This is a genomic window from Streptomyces sp. WAC03905 (genome assembly GCF_057371075.1).
On record NZ_JBXYDZ010000003.1, the window covers coordinates 4,850,001 to 4,865,645 of the forward strand.

Consider the following 15,645-nt stretch of genomic DNA (forward strand, 5'->3'; position numbering starts at 1 on the left):
CCGACAATGTAGCGGGGCTCAAGCGTACCGCCGAAGTCGTGTCATTGCAGCAATAGGGCCAACGCCTGCTGTGATGGGTAGGGGAGCGTCGTGTGCCGGGTGAAGCAGCAGCGGAAGCTAGTTGTGGACGGTTCACGAGTGAGAATGCAGGCATGAGTAGCGATACACACGTGAGAAACGTGTGCGCCGATTGACTAAGGGTTCCTGGGTCAAGCTGATCTGCCCAGGGTAAGTCGGGACCTAAGGCGAGGCCGACAGGCGTAGTCGATGGACAACCGGTTGATATTCCGGTACCCGCTTTGAAACGCCCAATATCGAATCAGGCGATGCTAAGTCCGTGAAGCCGTTCCGGACCCTTCGGGGAAAGGAAAGTGGTGGAGCCGACGAACCAGACTTGTAGTAGGTAAGCGATGGGGTGACGCAGGAAGGTAGTCCAGCCCGGGCGGTGGTTGTCCCGGGGTAAGGGTGTAGGCCGAGGGGTAGGCAAATCCGTCCCTCATACAAGGCTGAGACCTGATGCCGAGCCGATTGTGGTGAAGTGGATGATCCTATGCTGTCGAGAAAAGCCTCTAGCGAGTTTCATGGCGGCCCGTACCCTAAACCGACTCAGGTGGTCAGGTAGAGAATACCGAGGCGTTCGGGTGAACTATGGTTAAGGAACTCGGCAAAATGCCCCCGTAACTTCGGGAGAAGGGGGGCCATCACTGGTGATCGGACTTGCTCCGTGAGCTGGGGGTGGCCGCAGAGACCAGCGAGAAGCGACTGTTTACTAAAAACACAGGTCCGTGCGAAGCCGTAAGGCGATGTATACGGACTGACGCCTGCCCGGTGCTGGAACGTTAAGGGGACCGGTTAGTGACCTTTCGGGGTTGCGAAGCTGAGAACTTAAGCGCCAGTAAACGGCGGTGGTAACTATAACCATCCTAAGGTAGCGAAATTCCTTGTCGGGTAAGTTCCGACCTGCACGAATGGCGTAACGACTTCTCGACTGTCTCAACCATAGGCCCGGTGAAATTGCACTACGAGTAAAGATGCTCGTTTCGCGCAGCAGGACGGAAAGACCCCGGGACCTTTACTACAGTTTGATATTGGTGTTCGGTTCGGCTTGTGTAGGATAGGTGGGAGACTTTGAAGCCCCAACGCCAGTTGGGGTGGAGTCGCCGTTGAAATACCACTCTGGTCGTGCTGGATGTCTAACCTCGGTCCGTGATCCGGATCAGGGACAGTGTCTGATGGGTAGTTTAACTGGGGCGGTTGCCTCCCAAAGGGTAACGGAGGCGCCCAAAGGTTCCCTCAGCCTGGTTGGCAATCAGGTGTTGAGTGTAAGTGCACAAGGGAGCTTGACTGTGAGACCGACGGGTCGAGCAGGGACGAAAGTCGGGACTAGTGATCCGGCGGTGGCTTGTGGAAGCGCCGTCGCTCAACGGATAAAAGGTACCCCGGGGATAACAGGCTGATCTTCCCCAAGAGTCCATATCGACGGGATGGTTTGGCACCTCGATGTCGGCTCGTCGCATCCTGGGGCTGGAGTCGGTCCCAAGGGTTGGGCTGTTCGCCCATTAAAGCGGTACGCGAGCTGGGTTTAGAACGTCGTGAGACAGTTCGGTCCCTATCCGCTGTGCGCGTAGGAATATTGAGAAGGGCTGTCCCTAGTACGAGAGGACCGGGACGGACGAACCTCTGGTGTGCCAGTTGTCCTGCCAAGGGCATGGCTGGTTGGCTACGTTCGGGAGGGATAACCGCTGAAAGCATCTAAGCGGGAAGCCTGCTTCAAGATGAGTATTCCCACCTCCTTGAGAGGGTAAGGCTCCCAGTAGACGACTGGGTTGATAGGCCAGATGTGGAAGCCCGGTAACGGGTGAAGCTGACTGGTACTAATAGGCCGAGGGCTTGTCCTCAGTTGCTCGCGTCCACTGTGTTAGTTCTGAAATAACGAACAGCTGTGATTACACACCAGCGTTCAAATTTCATAGTGTTTCGGTGGTCATAGCGTTAGGGAAACGCCCGGTTACATTCCGAACCCGGAAGCTAAGCCTTTCAGCGCCGATGGTACTGCAGGGGGGACCCTGTGGGAGAGTAGGACGCCGCCGAACAATCATTGTGGGAAAGCCCCGCACCTTCTGGTGCGGGGCTTTTCTGCGTTCACGGGCCGGCCGCGTGGACGATACAACGGACATCCGATGTCACCAGTCAGCGGGATAGCTCGTCAGGCTGCTCGTGTCCAGCGTCCAGCGGCCTGCGGTGACGGTGTCGCCGAACGCGTAGGGGACCGTCTTCCGGTAGTGCGTGCCGTCGGGTCCCAGTGACGGGTCGCTGTGTACCGTCACGGACTTCTTGTCCTTACGGGGATCCACGACGACGTACAGCGGCACTCCCATCCTGGGGTAGTCGTGCAGCTTGTCGCGGATGTCGGTCAGTGAGTTCGTGCGCGAGACCACCTCGACCACCAGTAGGACGTCGCGGGCGTTGACGACCTTGGCGGTGTCGTCGGTGTCCTCCTCGGCGATGACCATGAGATCGGGGACCTTGGTCAGGCCGGTTTGAGGATCACCCATGTTCGTGTCGTTGAGGGCCATGACCTCGGGTGTCTGGGCCTCGATCTGACGACGCAACCGCACCACGTTGAGCCCGTGGGGCGCCGTGGGGCTCATCATCGTGAGGAAGATCTGACCGTCGGTGGTCTGCACCTTCCACTGGTCCTCCTGCCGCTCGGCCAGTTCCGCGAGCTGCTCGGCGAAGTCGTGCATGCGGCGCAGCTGCTCGGGGGTGAGGTCGGCCATGGTGTCCTCCTGGTGGCTACCGGGCCAGCGTATCCAGCCAGGCCGTCGACCCGAGCGGAGCCGAGCTAGAGGCGGCCGGCGGCTTTGAGGGAGAGGTAGGCGTCGGCCAGGGCGGGGGCCAGGGTGTCCGGGGTGGCGTCGACCACGTGGACACCGTGGCGGGTGAGCTGGTCGGACGTGCGGCGGCGCTGGGCCCGGGTCTGGGTGGCGGCCGCGGCTTCGTAGACCGCGTCCACCGTGCCGCGGGAGCCGGCCATGGCCGCCACGCGGGGGTCGGCCACCGAGGCCAGCAGGACCGTGTGGCGCTGGGTGAGGCGGGGGAGGAGTGGGAGCAGGCCCTCCTCGACGGGGGCGGCGTCCAGGCTCGTCAGGAGGACCACCAGGGACCGGCGCGGGGCGTTGCGGAGGATGGTGGACACCAGCGTGCGGGAGTCCGTCTCGACCAGTTCCGGTTCGAGGGTGGCCATCGCGTTCACGAAGGACGGCAGCACGTCGGCCGCCGCCCGGCCCTGGACCTGGGCGCGGGGGCGGCGGTCGTGGGCCAGGAGGTCCACCCGGTCGCCGGCGCGGGTGGCCAGGGCCGCCAGCAGCAGGGCCGCGTCCATGGCGGCGTCGAGGCGGGGGGCGTCACCGACGCGGCCCGCCGAGGTACGGCCGGTGTCGAGGCAGATCAGGATGTGCCGGTCGCGTTCCGGGCGCCAGGTGCGGACGGCCACCTTGTGCTGACGGGCCGTGGCCCGCCAGTCGATGGAACGGGTGTCGTCGCCGGGGACGTAGTCGCGCAGGCTGTCGAACTCGGTGCCCTCACCGCGGGTCAGGAGGCTGGTGCGGCCGTCCAGTTCACGCAGCCGGGCCAGCCGGGACGGCAGGTGCTTGCGGCTGGTGAACGGGGGCAGGACCCTGACCGTCCACGGGACGGGGTGGGCGCCCTGACGGGCCCACAGGCCGAGCGGGCCGTAGCTGCGGACAGTGACCCGGTCCGCGCGCCGGTCACCGCGGCGGGTCGGACGCAGCCGGGTCGTCAGGCGGCGGCGCTCGCCCGCCGGGACGACCAGCTCGTGGCGGGACGCGGCCGTTTCCGTGCCCGGGGTCCAGCTGCTCGGGGGCCAGGCGTCGCGGACGCGGGCCCGGAGCGTGCGGCGGCCCGGGTTGGTGACGGTGAGGTGGACGTCCGCGGACTCGCCCAGGCGGATGGCGGTGTCGCCGGAGCGGGCCAGCACGAGGCTGCGTACCGGCGCGGCCAGGGCGTAGTCGACCGCGCACGCCAGCGCGATCGGGCCGTTGACCGCGAGCATGCCCGCCCAGCTCGGCTCCAGGACACCGACCGGAATGCTGCCGAGGGCCGCCAGCAGGGCGGCGCGTCCGGTGAGGGCCATCAGCGCGGGACGGGGACGTGGGAGAGGATCGCCGTGATGACGGCGTCGGCCGTGACGCCCTCCATCTCCGCCTCCGGGCGCAGCTGCACGCGATGACGCAGCGTCGGGAGGGAGAGGGCCTTGACGTCGTCGGGGGTGACGTAGTCGCGGCCGGTGAGCCAGGCCCAGGCGCGGGAGGTCGCGAGGAGCGCCGTCGCACCGCGCGGAGAGACGCCGAGGACCAGTGACGGCGATTCGCGGGTGGCGCGGCAGATGTCGACGACGTAGGCGGCGATCTCGGGGGAGACCGAGACGCGGGCGACGGCCTCGCGGGCGGCCCTGAGCTGGACCGGGCCGGCGACCGGGCGGATGCCTGCGGCCTTCAGGTCGCGGGGGTCGAAGCCGGCGGCGTGGCGGTTCAGTACGCCGATCTCGTCCTCGCGGGAGGGGAGGGGCACGGTGAGCTTGAGGAGGAAGCGGTCCAGCTGGGCTTCGGGGAGCGGGTAGGTGCCCTCGTACTCGACCGGGTTCATGGTGGCGGCGACGAGGAACGGCTCGGGGAGCCGCCGGGGCGTGCCGTCGACGGTGACCTGGCGCTCCTCCATCGCTTCGAGGAGGGAGGACTGGGTCTTCGGGGGCGTGCGGTTGATCTCGTCCGCGAGGAGGAGGTTGGTGAAGACCGGGCCGTCCTGGAAGGAGAACTCGGCGGTGCGGGCGTCGTAGACGAGCGAGCCGGTGACGTCGCTGGGCATCAGGTCCGGGGTGAACTGGACGCGCTTGGTGTCGAGTTCGAGGGAGGCGGCGAGGGCCCGCACGAGGAGGGTCTTGGCGACGCCGGGGACGCCTTCGAGGAGGACGTGGCCGCGGCACAGCAGTGCGACGACGAGGCCGGTGACGGCGGAGTCCTGACCGACCACGGCCTTGCCGATCTCGGTGCGGAGCGCTTCGAGGGAAGCGCGGGCGCTGTCCGCGGACGCGGCCGCGCCCGTGGACTCGGTGGCCGGGTACGTCATGACGTGCGGACCTCTCTTTCGAGGGCGTCGAGGTGGTCGGCGAGCGCGACGAGCGCCGCGTCGTCGGAGGGGGTGGTGCCGAAGAGGAGGGCGGTCGCGTCCCGCGGCTCGCCGGTCAGGCGGGCGGAGACGGCCGGGACCAGGGCGGCCGGGTCGTGGGCGCGGGTGGGCGGTACGCCGACCAGCGCGGCCAGGCGTTCGCGGGTGGCGGCCCGCAGGACGGTCGCCGCGCGGTCGCGGGCGCCGGCCTTGCGGTAGAGGCGGGCGCGGCCCTCGGTGGCCTCGGAGGCGCGGACGGCGACGGGGAGCCGCTCGGTGACGAGGGGGCCGAGCCGGCGGGCGCGCCAGAGGGCGGCGAGGACGGCGGCGAGGAAGAGCTGGAGCAGGGCCCAGGACCAGCCGGCGGGAACGAGTTCGAGGAGGGACTTGTCCTCGTCGGGGCCGGTGCCGGGGTCGGAGTCCGCGAGGGACGGCAGGTACCAGACGACGTCGCGGCGGGAGCCGAGGAGTTGGAGGGCGAGGGAGGCGTTGCCCTGCTCGGCGAGGCTCTCGTTGAGGAGGATCGTCTCGGAGCCGAGGAGGACGGTGTCGCCGCCGGTGGGGCCGGTGGGGAGGACGAGCAGGGTGGGGTGTCCGCCGCTGGGGTAGCAGGCGGTGGCTCCGGGGAGGGTGGTGGAGTAACGGAGGTCGCCGCCGGTGCCGGCCCGGCCGGCCGAGGTGGCGGCGGGCAGGGCGCAGCGGGGGTCGAGGTCGTCGGTCCCGGCGGAGCCCTCGGTGCGGACTCCCGGGGACAGATCGGTGAGGCTGTGGTCGCCGGGGGCGAGGAGGACGGTGCGGCCGCCGGAGAGGTCGATGGCCGAGCGGATGGCGCTGCGCTGGGTGGCGCCGAGGCGGTCCGGGTCGGTGACGAGGAGGGTGGTGCGGGGGCCGGTCGCCGCGGCGGCCTCGCGGGCGGTGGTGACGACGCGGGTCGCCACGCCGCGTTCCTGGAGGAGCTCGGCGACGGCGCGGCTGCCGGTGGGGTCGGCGGAGCGGGGGTCGAGGTGGCCGTGGCGCGTGCCGGAGTTGAGGGCCGCGAGGACGACGGCGCCGACGGCCAGGACGGCGACGATGGCGGCGGTACGGCGGATGGCTCGGCGGCGGGTTCCCGTGCCGGGGGCTCGGCCGTAGGGCGGGGCTTCGGCGGGCGCCGGGGCGGTCGCGGTGGGGCCGGGCGCGCGCCGGGGCGTCTCCTCGGGCGCCGAACGGTGCTCCGGCCCGGACGGTGCGGCGGTGGTGCGTTCGGCGCCCTGCGGGGAGCGCCCCGACACCCACCCGGCCCCGCCGGAGGTGTCGGTGACGCCGCTGGGGTCCGGCGGGAAGCCGGCCGGGTCGGAGCCACCGGCGGCGGGGGCACTCCGAGGGGAGCCCGCCCGGCCGGACCCGCCGGACCCGTTGATGGCGTCCGGCAGGGAACCGGCGGGGTACGGGTCGTCGGCGGCGGGGGCGTTCCGGCGGGAGTCGGACCCGCCGGCGCTGCCGGACTCGCCGGTGGCGTTCGGCGGGGAGTCGACCCGGTCGGGGGCGCCGGCGGCGGGGGCGCTCTGGGGGGAGCCTGCCCGGCCGGACCCGCCGGGGGCGCTGGTGGCGTTCGGCGGGGAGTCGGCCGGGGCGGGGTCGGCGGCGGAGGGGGTGTTCTGGGGGGAGTCGGACCCGCCGGAGTTGCCGGTGGCGTCCGGTAGGGAGCCGGTCGGGTCGGGGGAGGCGGCGCCGGGGGAGGTGGGGCCGGTCATGCGGCGGGTCCTGTCAGGAGCGGCTTCGTGCGGTCCAGAGCGAGGTCGAGGGTGCGCAGCCGGGCGTAGGTGTCGCGGTCCGCGGTGCGGCCGCCGTAGGTGACGTCGTCGAAGGTGCGGGCGGCGGCGCGGAGGTCGGCGGCGTGGGCCGGCAGGGAGGCGGCGGCTTCGGCGGCGGCCTCGTCGGCGGTGCGGCCGGGGCGGGGGTCCAGGAGGGTGCGTTCCTCCAGGGAGCGGACCACGGCGCGCATGCGTTCCTGGACGGCCTCGGTCCAGCGGCCGGCGGCGGCGTGGGCCTCGGCGGCGGTGCGGTGGTCGGCCGCGCTGCGGACGCCGTCGTCGAACAGGGTGTTCGCGGAGGTGGCGGCGCGGCGGGGGGAGCCGAGGCGCCACCACAGGGCGGCGACGGCCAGGACGACCAGGAGGAGGATGGCGACCAGACCCACGGCGCCTCCGGGGGCGGCCCCGGAGGCGGCGCCGAACAGGTCGTCGAGCCACTCGAAGAACGCGCGCAGGGCGCGGTCCACCAGGCTCGGGTCGTTCTCGTGGTACATCGGCTTGGACAGTTCGCGTTCGGCCGCCTCCTGGGCGGGTGCGCGCGGTGTCGTCACCGGTGGTGTCTCCGCGCCGGGCAGGAGTGCCGCGGCGCGGGTGATGAGGCCCCCCGTGCTCATCATCGGTGGGTCAGCCTCCGGTCGTGCCGTAGTTCTCGATGCCGGCCGCCCGGGCGAGTTCCAGGTCGAGGCCCTCGCGGCGGATGCGCTGGTCGACGTAGAGCAGGACGGTGACGCCGGACTGGATGGGCATGATGATCGTCTGGGCGATGATCAGGCCGATGCCGGAGAAGATCAGCGGTCCCCAGGCGGACGACGCGCTGCCGTCCTCCAGGGAGTCGATGCCGCCGCCGAAGGCGAAGAGGCCGATCATCTGGAACGGTGCCACGACCATCAGCGCGACCATGAAGGCGATCAGGCTGGTGAGGACCGTGATGCCGAAGATGCGCCACCAGGAGCCGCCGACGAGCTTCGAGGAGCGCGCGAAGGCCTTGATGACGGTGCTCTTCTCCAGCATCAGCGCGGGGGAGGCCAGGCTGAACTTGATGCCGAGCCAGATGATCAGCGGCAGCCAGGCGATGACGCCGACGACGGCGAGGCCGATGTTGCCCGCGAGGGCTCCCGGCAGGACCAGTACGGCGCCGAGCAGGATGATGCCGAGGGCCAGGAGCAGGGTCAGGCCGGCCAGGCGCAGCAGCTGGGGGCGGGCGTCGCGCCAGGCCTCGGAGACCGAGGAGTGCCGGCCCAGGATGGCGCGGCTGAAGATCATCGTGAGCATGGCGGTGACCACGATGGTTCCGAGGACCTGGATGAACTGGTTGACCACCGAGACGGCGAGCGTGCTGCCGAGGCTGTCGACGGCCTCTTCCGCGGTCATGTCCTCGGCCGAGGACAGGGGCAGGTCGCTCAGCATGAACTTCTGCACGAGCACGCCGATCACCTGGATGACCGTGGCGACGACCAGGGTGATCGGTACGACGGAGCGCCAGTGCGTGCGCATGGTGGCGACGGAGCCGTCGAGGATCTCGCCGAGGCCGAGGGGGCGCAGCGGGATCACTCCGGGCTTGGCGGCGGCGGTGCGGGCCCACTGGCCCGGGCCGCCGGGGTAGGAGTACTGGCCGCCGTACGGGGCGCCGGCCTGCTGTCCCCAGCCCGCGGAGGGCTGCGCCGGAGGGGGCGTGGGGTCTGCGGGGGGTGTCGCGCCGGGGCTCGACCACTGGCCGGGCGGGGGCTGCTCGGCGGACCACTTGGGGTCGCCGGTGGGCTGATCGGGCTGCTGCGCGCCGCCGTCGGTGGCCAGGCCTGGCGGGGGTTCCCTGCCGGTCGCCGTCGGACGGAGAGGATCCGGGCGTAGCCCAGCCCGGAGAGTCGTTCATCGTCGCTCCTTCACATCCACCTGCTGCGGCGGGGGCGCTGGTCGCTGCCATCGTGCCACGTGAGGACCCCGAACGGACCAGCCGTCCCCCCGGATCCCCGGTAGCCCGTACCTTCAATTGTCGCCCGGATCCGGGTCAGACCGGTCGAGCCGATCCCCACGCAGGTCCGAGGGGCGATTTCCAGCCCTTTTGGCTGTGGGGCAGCTCACCGCCGGGTAACGATTGGCTAATGGGATGATGTCAAACATGAAGGGACGCGTCCTCGTCGTCGACGACGACACCGCGCTGGCCGAGATGCTCGGCATTGTGCTGCGGGGAGAAGGTTTTGAGCCGTCGTTCGTAGCGGACGGTGACAAGGCACTCGCTGCCTTCCGGGAGGCGAAGCCCGACCTGGTGCTGCTGGACCTCATGCTGCCCGGACGGGACGGCATAGAGGTGTGCAGGCTGATCCGGGCCGAGTCCGGCGTGCCGATCGTCATGCTGACCGCCAAGAGCGACACGGTGGACGTGGTCGTGGGCCTGGAGTCCGGGGCCGACGACTACATCGTCAAGCCGTTCAAGCCGAAGGAGCTGGTGGCCCGTATCCGGGCCCGTCTGCGCCGGTCGGAGGAGCCCGCACCCGAGCAGCTGGCCATCGGTGACCTGGTCATCGACGTGGCCGGGCACTCGGTCAAGCGGGAGGGCGTGTCCATCGCCCTGACCCCGCTCGAGTTCGACCTGCTGGTCGCGCTCGCGCGCAAGCCCTGGCAGGTGTTCACCCGTGAGGTGCTGCTGGAGCAGGTCTGGGGCTACCGGCACGCGGCGGACACCCGTCTGGTGAACGTGCACGTCCAGCGCCTGCGCTCCAAGGTCGAGAAGGACCCGGAGCGCCCCGAGATCGTCGTGACGGTGCGCGGTGTCGGCTACAAGGCCGGACCCAGCTGACGTGCAGTCCGGCACCTCGGGCAGGGTCCGGGGCGGTTCCCGCCTGTGGACCGGCAGGCTGCTCCGTGACGGGGCGCCGGCGGGCCGCATGCTGCGGCTGTTCGTACGTTTCGTGCGCCGGCCGCTGCTTCCGGCCGTCCGGTTGTGGCGGCGCAACATCCAGCTCCGGGTGGTCGCCGCCACCCTGCTGATCTCGCTGTCCGTGGTCCTGGCCCTGGGCTTCGTCGTCATCGCGCAGGTCAGCAAGGGTCTCCTCGACGCCAAGGAGGAGGCCGCGCAGAGCCAGGCCGCGGGCGGGTTCGCGGTGGCGCAGGAGAAGGCCAATACGCCGGCGACGGTGGACGGGCCCGACGCGACCGACAACAAGGTCGGCCGTGACGCCAGTACGTGGATGAACTCGCTGGTCAAGCAGCTGGCCAGTGGCGGGCAGACCGCCTTCGAGGTGGTCGCGCTCGGGGCGGGCACCGGGGAGCAGCCCCAGCCCGGCGCGCAGGGCGTCCGGGGCGCCCGCGCCTCCGGGAACGTGGACCCGACCGCCAGTGTGCCGATCGGTCTGCGCCGGGCCGTCAACCGCGCCACGGGTACGTTCAAGACCTTCTCCGAGATCCGCTACACGAGCGGGGCCGACCAGAAGGAGCCGGAGCCCGCGCTGGTCGTGGGCAAGCGGCTGACCGACATCAACGGTGACCCGTACGACCTGTACTACCTCTTCCCGCTGACCCAGGAGGAGGAGTCCCTCAACCTGGTGAAGTCCACCATCGCCACCGCCGGGCTGTTCGTGGTCGTCCTGCTGAGCGGTATCGCCTGGCTGGTGGTGCGCCAGGTGGTGAGTCCCGTGCGGATGGCTGCGGGGATCGCCGAGCGGCTGTCGGCGGGGCGGCTCCAGGAGCGGATGAAGGTCACCGGCGAGGACGACATCGCCCGTCTCGGCGAGGCCTTCAACAAGATGGCGCAGAACCTCCAGAACAAGATCCAGCAGCTGGAGGAGCTGTCCCGGATGCAGCGCCGGTTCGTTTCGGACGTCAGCCACGAGCTGCGGACCCCGCTGACGACCGTACGGATGGCCGCGGACGTCATCCACGACGCCCGCGTCGACTTCGATCCGGTGACCGCGCGCTCCGCGGAGCTGCTGGCCGGGCAGCTCGACCGCTTCGAGTCGCTCCTCGCCGACCTGCTGGAGATCAGCCGCTTCGACGCCGGTGCGGCGGCCCTGGAGGCCGAGCCGATCGACCTGCGCGAGGTGGTGCGCCGCGTCATCGACGGGGCGGAGCCGCTCGCGGAGCACAAGGGCACCCGGATCCGGGTGCTCGGCGATTCCCAGCCGGTGATCGCCGAGGCCGACTCGCGGCGCGTCGAGCGGGTGCTGCGCAACCTCGTCGTCAACGCCGTGGAGCACGGCGAGGGCCGTGACGTGGTGGTGCGGCTGGCGTCCGCGGGCGGGGCCGTGGCCGTCGCCGTGCGGGACTACGGCGTCGGGCTCAAGCCCGGCGAGGCGACCCGCGTCTTCAACCGCTTCTGGCGGGCCGACCCGGCGCGGGCGCGCACGACCGGCGGGACGGGCCTGGGCCTGTCCATCGCCGTCGAGGACGCCCGGCTGCACGGCGGCTGGCTGCAGGCGTGGGGCGAGCCGGGCGGGGGCTCCCAGTTCCGGCTGACGCTGCCGCGCACGGCCGACGAGCCGTTGCGGGGCTCGCCCATCCCGCTGGAGCCCGAGGACTCCCGGGCGAACCGGGCCAGGGCCGCCGCGGACGCCGCGGCCGCCGCGGCCGCCGCCTCGGACGGTGCGGCGGAGCGGCAGACGGCCGAGGCCGGGGACCGCTCGCCCATACCGCCGCGGTCGCCGGTCGCGGGTGCGACGTCGGTGCCCGCCGACCCGACGGCCCTGCCGGGCAACGGGGCCCGGGTCGTGGCCCGCCCCGCCGAGCAGGCACAACAGGAGGATCGAGCCGATGGACGGTGAGCCCGTGGACGCGCGGTGGGGGAGCGCACGGGTGAGGGGGCCGCGCCGGCGCATCGTCCGGGCGTACGCCTTCGGAACGGCCGGGCTGCTGCTGGCCGGCTGCGCCTCGATGCCCGACAGCGGCGAGATCCGCGCGGTGCAGGCCTCGCAGGGCGTGGACTCGCAGGTGCGGGTCTTCGGTGTGCCGCCCGCGGACAAGGCCACTCCGGCCGAGATCGTCGACGGCTTCCTGGAGGCGATGACCAGCGACGACCCGCAGCTGGAGACCGCCCGCAAGTACCTGACGCCGGCCGCCGCGAAGTCCTGGAAGCCCGGCTCCGCCGTCACCGTGCTGTCCTCGGGCCTCAGCCGGGTCGCGGTGCGCGGTGAGAAGGACCCCGAGGGGCCCCGCTGGAAGGTGACCGGCAAGAAGCTCGCGACCGTCGACGAGCACAGCGCGTACCAGCCGCAGACCGGTGCCGGGGACTACGAGGAGCAGCTGCAGCTCGTCCAGGACGAGGACAAGCAGTGGCGCATCTCGACCCCGCCGAGCGGTCTCGTGCTCAGCGAATCGGACTTCCAGCGCATCTACATGCCGGTGAACAAGTACTACTTCGCGGGCGGCACGCTCGTCGCCGACCCGGTCTACGTCCGCCAGCGCACCGACCCCGACTCGCGGATGGACCCGACCACGCAGACCGTGCAGTCGCTGCTCGCCGGGCCGTCGCGGTGGCTCGCGCCGGTCGTGGAGTCCAGCTTCCCCACCGGTACGGAACTGCGTACGGGCACCAAGTCCCTCTCGTACGACGGCCAGAACACGCTGCGCGTGCCGCTCAACGACAAGGTGGGCAACATCGCGCAGCCGCAGTGCAAGAAGATGGCCACCCAACTCCTCTACACCGTCAAGGACCTGACGGGATCGCGGCTCGACCAGGTCGAACTGCTGCGCTCCTCCGACGACAAGACGTCGTCGCTGTGCTCGGTGACCTCGGTGAGCGCGGACGCGATCGCCAACCGGCCCAAGATCCCCGACTTCCAGTACTTCGTCGACAACGACAAGCGGCTGGTGCGGATGAAGCTCGACGTGAGCAGCGACGACCAGCAGACCCACACCGAGCCGGTGCCGGGGCCGTTGTCGACGCAGCCGCCGTTCAAGGTGAGTTCGGCGGCGGTGTCGCACGACGAGCGGCGCGCGGCCGTGGTCTCCGAGGACGGGCACGGGCTGTACGTGGTGTCGATGTCCGGGGGCGGGCCGATGCCGGCGCAGGTGCCGATCGGCAGGGGCGGCAAGGCGGAGACGCTGACGGCGCCGAGCTGGGACGCCTCGGGAGACCTGTGGGTCGCCGACCGGGATCCGCAGCACCCGGGGCTCTGGCGGGTGCCGGGCGGTACCGGGATGCCCGAGCGGGTGCAGGTGGCGGGCCTCGACGGGCGGCGGATCGCCTCGTTGAAGGCCTCGGCGGACGGTGCGCGGATCGCGCTGCTGCTGGAGGAGGCGAACGGCAAGAGCCTCTACATCGGGCGGATCGAGCGGCCCGACGCGAAGGGCGACGTCTCCGCCGTGTCGGTGCGCGAGCTGCGTCCGGCGGCCCCGCAGATGGCGGACGTGACGGCGATGAGCTGGGCGCCGCGGGGCCGGCTGCTGGTGGTGGGCCGCGAGAGGGGCGGGGTGCAGCAGGCCCGCTACATGCTCGCGGACGGCTCGATGGTCGCGGCGAGCCTGCCGGGGGCGACGGGCCTGTCCGAGGTCGCGGTCGCGGCCGCGGAGGACGAGTCGAAGCCGAAGCCGGTGGTGGCGTTCTCGGAGGACGGGATCGTGTGGCTGCCGCCGGGGGCGCAGTGGCGCACGGTGGTCGCGGGCGGCCGGTCTCCGGTCTATCCGGGCTGAGGTCCGTCCGGGCTGAGGCGCGGCGGCGGGGGCCGGGTGGCGGCTGCGCCCCGCGGCGCCCTGCGGGGCGGGCCGGGGCGGCCTTCGTCCACAGGGGTGGCGGGCCGGGGGCCGGGCCGTCAGGGTGGGTGCCATGCGGGGGTGGTGGCAGGAGCTCGCCGGGCTGGTCCTGCCGGCGGACTGCGCCGGGTGCGGCGCGGCCCGCGTGCTGGTGTGCGCCGACTGCGGGGGCGCGCTCAGTGGGGCCGCGGCGGGGCTGGTGAGCCCGTCTCCGCGGTTCGGCGGCCTGCCGGTGGTCCGGGCTGCCGCCGTCTACGAGGGGGCCGTACGCGCCGTCCTGCTGGCCCACAAGGAGCGCGGGGCGCTCCCGCTGTCCGGGGTGCTGGGCGGCGCGCTGGCGGCGGCCGTCCTGGCGGGCGGGCCGGGTCCCGGGCGGGGCGAGGTGGCGCTGGTGCCGGTCCCGTCGGCGCGGCGGCAGGTGCGGGCGCGCGGGCACGATCCGGTCCGCAGGATCGCCCTGGCCGCGGCGGGACGGCTGCGGCGGGCCGGGGTGCCCGCGCGCGTGGCGCCCGTACTGGGGCTGCGCCGGGCGGTGGCGGACCAGGCGGGTCTGGGGGCCCGGCAGCGCCGGGAGAACCTGGCGGGGGCGCTGGCGGTGCGGCGGGACGGGGCGCGGCTGACGCGCGGGGCCGGGATCGTACTGGTGGACGACGTGGTCACCACGGGGGCGACGCTGGCCGAGGCGGCCCGGGCGGTGCGCGCGGCGGGCCTGGCCGGATACACGGCGGGATACGGGGGCGGATCCGGGGCAGGCGCGGGCCGGAGGCCGGGCGGGGTGCTGCGGGCGGCGGTGGTGGCCGCGCCCGCGGGCTCCTTCGCGCGGACTCCCCGCGTCAAGGAGCGGTGACCTGCAACGTCCCCACGGGGAAAATCCCGTGAATAGATTTGGAACTGGAGGGGAAGGCCCATCGTTGCAGGTAGTACGAGGGAACGGCCACTGGACTGGAAGTACGGGCCAGTAGCGGGTGCCGACAACCGTCATACAGAGATATGTTCGGTTGTAAGGAACTCAGGAGGCTGTTCTCTCGACTCCGAAATCGGTGGGGTTCTGATCTTGCCGATGGGGGAGGAGGAGGTGAAAGTCGCCAAGTCCGAGGCTCCGGCCTTCACCGGAGTCTGGTGCGAAAGGGAGACGCTTCGCCCCGTCGGGCGGAGCTATCCGGGAACGGAGTTCTGCGTGGACATCGTCGTCAAGGGCCGCAAGACCGAGGTGCCCGAGCGGTTCCGCAAGCACGTGGCCGAGAAGCTGAATCCGGAGCGGATCCAGAAGCTCGACGCCAAGGTGATCAGCTTGGACGTCGAGGTGTCCAAGGAGCACAACCCGCGCCAGGCCGACCGTTCCGACCGCGTGGAGATCACCCTGCATTCGCGGGGCCCGGTGATCCGGGCCGAGGCGGCCGCCGCCGACCCGTACGCGGCGCTGGACCTCGCCCAGGACAAGCTGGAGGCCCGGCTGCGCAAGCAGCACGACAAGCGCTTCACCCGCCGCGGCAACGGCCGGATCCCGGCGGCAGAGGTCCCCGACGTCGTGCCGGGCGTCGCGTCGCTCAACGGCAGCGGCCAGGTGGTCACCGAGGAGAAGGCGGACGGGGTTCCGATCACCCGGATCGGATCCATCGAGGTGCAGGGCGAGGGCCCGCTCATCGTCCGCGAGAAGACCCACTCGGCCGCGCCCATGTCGCTCGACCAGGCCCTGTACGAGATGGAGCTGGTCGGCCACGACTTCTATCTGTTCGTCGACTCCGAGACGAAGTTGCCCAGTGTCGTCTACCGGCGTCACGCCTACGACTACGGCGTCATCCACGTGAACCCCGACGGGGCCTCCAGCTCGGAGGAGCCGCCCGGCGGCGCGGGTGGCGCGCTCGGCGGCTGAGCAGTCCGTTCGCTGCCCCCGCGGGACGCTCCGGCGTCTCCGCGGGGGCACCTGTATGACGGGTATGCGCCAGGAGGTCCGCCGGCATCCCCCGCGCCGTGGTGCGGGCAT

11 protein-coding genes and 2 rRNA genes (1 of these 13 cut by a window edge) are annotated in these 15,645 nt (G+C 71.4%); 7 read left to right on the forward strand and 6 right to left on the reverse strand.

The features are described from left to right. Both AC2RP6_RS24400 and rrf read left to right on the forward strand, forming a co-directional pair. Positions 1 to 1,898: ribosomal RNA gene (locus AC2RP6_RS24400) — 23S ribosomal RNA — on the forward strand; it begins 1,222 nt to the left of the window's first position. Between the two features lie 78 nt (positions 1,899 to 1,976). Then, positions 1,977 to 2,093 (forward strand): 5S ribosomal RNA (gene rrf, locus AC2RP6_RS24405). Positions 2,094 to 2,183: 90 nt separating this feature from the next. Here the strand turns inward: rrf and AC2RP6_RS24410 are convergent. The 6 genes from AC2RP6_RS24410 to AC2RP6_RS24435 all read right to left on the reverse strand — a co-directional run bounded on the left by AC2RP6_RS24410 (position 2,184) and on the right by AC2RP6_RS24435 (position 8,531). Continuing rightward, entirely contained in the window at positions 2,184 to 2,780 is a 597-nt protein-coding gene (locus AC2RP6_RS24410; RefSeq protein WP_486448132.1) for a Uma2 family endonuclease, read from the reverse strand. A gap of 65 nt (positions 2,781 to 2,845) precedes the next feature. Continuing rightward, the gene (locus AC2RP6_RS24415; protein WP_486448133.1) at positions 2,846 to 4,156 is read right to left on the reverse strand and encodes a DUF58 domain-containing protein; all 1,311 of its coding nucleotides are present in this window, start codon (positions 4,154 to 4,156) and stop codon (positions 2,846 to 2,848) included. Then, positions 4,156 to 5,148: an AAA family ATPase gene (locus tag AC2RP6_RS24420; protein WP_486448134.1), complete on the reverse strand. Its 993-nt coding sequence runs from the start codon at positions 5,146 to 5,148 to the stop codon at positions 4,156 to 4,158. The genes AC2RP6_RS24415 and AC2RP6_RS24420 overlap by 1 nt, the downstream gene beginning before the upstream one ends. Continuing rightward, complete coding sequence (locus AC2RP6_RS24425) at positions 5,145 to 6,458, reverse strand: DUF4350 domain-containing protein (RefSeq protein ID WP_486450432.1); 1,314 nt, start codon at positions 6,456 to 6,458, stop codon at positions 5,145 to 5,147. The genes AC2RP6_RS24420 and AC2RP6_RS24425 overlap by 4 nt, the downstream gene beginning before the upstream one ends. Before the next feature lie 458 nt (positions 6,459 to 6,916). Then, positions 6,917 to 7,597, reverse strand: coding sequence for a DUF4129 domain-containing protein (locus AC2RP6_RS24430; RefSeq protein ID WP_486448135.1), 681 nt, complete (start codon positions 7,595 to 7,597; stop codon positions 6,917 to 6,919). A gap of 7 nt (positions 7,598 to 7,604) precedes the next feature. Continuing rightward, a complete protein-coding gene (locus AC2RP6_RS24435) occupies positions 7,605 to 8,531 on the reverse strand; it encodes a DUF7847 domain-containing protein (RefSeq protein ID WP_486448136.1) in 927 nt (308 codons plus the stop codon). A 553-nt stretch (positions 8,532 to 9,084) separates the two neighbouring features. On the opposite strand from AC2RP6_RS24435, the gene mtrA reads away from it, so the two are divergent. From mtrA to hpf, 5 genes are all read left to right on the forward strand, one after another. After that, positions 9,085 to 9,774, forward strand: a complete 690-nt coding sequence (gene mtrA / locus AC2RP6_RS24440; protein WP_486448137.1) for a two-component system response regulator MtrA — start codon at positions 9,085 to 9,087, stop codon at positions 9,772 to 9,774. A gap of 88 nt (positions 9,775 to 9,862) precedes the next feature. Further along, a complete protein-coding gene (gene mtrB / locus AC2RP6_RS24445) occupies positions 9,863 to 11,734 on the forward strand; it encodes an MtrAB system histidine kinase MtrB (RefSeq protein ID WP_486450433.1) in 1,872 nt (623 codons plus the stop codon). Continuing rightward, on the forward strand, positions 11,724 to 13,601 hold the full coding sequence (locus AC2RP6_RS24450) for an LpqB family beta-propeller domain-containing protein (protein WP_486448138.1): 1,878 nt from the start codon (positions 11,724 to 11,726) through the stop codon (positions 13,599 to 13,601). Before mtrB ends, AC2RP6_RS24450 begins: the two co-directional genes overlap by 11 nt. A gap of 133 nt (positions 13,602 to 13,734) precedes the next feature. Then, positions 13,735 to 14,508, forward strand: a complete 774-nt coding sequence (locus tag AC2RP6_RS24455) for a ComF family protein (RefSeq protein WP_486448139.1) — start codon at positions 13,735 to 13,737, stop codon at positions 14,506 to 14,508. A 330-nt stretch (positions 14,509 to 14,838) separates the two neighbouring features. After that, positions 14,839 to 15,534 (forward strand): ribosome hibernation-promoting factor, HPF/YfiA family, encoded by a 696-nt coding sequence (gene hpf, locus AC2RP6_RS24460; RefSeq protein WP_486450434.1) that lies wholly within the window; start codon positions 14,839 to 14,841, stop codon positions 15,532 to 15,534. The last annotated feature ends 111 nt before the right edge of the window (positions 15,535 to 15,645 follow it).

Excerpts from the sequence above, each read along its gene's own strand:
- mtrB (WP_486450433.1), top strand. The coding sequence starts at position 9,863 with ATGCTGCGGCTGTTCGTACGTTTCGTGCGCCGGCCGCTGCTTCCGGCC.
- AC2RP6_RS24420 (WP_486448134.1), bottom strand. The coding sequence starts at position 5,148 with ATGACGTACCCGGCCACCGAGTCCACGGGCGCGGCCGCGTCCGCGGAC.
- AC2RP6_RS24430 (WP_486448135.1), bottom strand. The coding sequence starts at position 7,597 with ATGATGAGCACGGGGGGCCTCATCACCCGCGCCGCGGCACTCCTGCCC.
- AC2RP6_RS24450 (WP_486448138.1), top strand. The coding sequence starts at position 11,724 with ATGGACGGTGAGCCCGTGGACGCGCGGTGGGGGAGCGCACGGGTGAGG.
- mtrA (WP_486448137.1), top strand. The coding sequence starts at position 9,085 with ATGATGTCAAACATGAAGGGACGCGTCCTCGTCGTCGACGACGACACC.
- AC2RP6_RS24415 (WP_486448133.1), bottom strand. The coding sequence starts at position 4,156 with ATGGCCCTCACCGGACGCGCCGCCCTGCTGGCGGCCCTCGGCAGCATT.
- AC2RP6_RS24455 (WP_486448139.1), top strand. The coding sequence starts at position 13,735 with ATGCGGGGGTGGTGGCAGGAGCTCGCCGGGCTGGTCCTGCCGGCGGAC.
- AC2RP6_RS24410 (WP_486448132.1), bottom strand. The coding sequence starts at position 2,780 with ATGGCCGACCTCACCCCCGAGCAGCTGCGCCGCATGCACGACTTCGCC.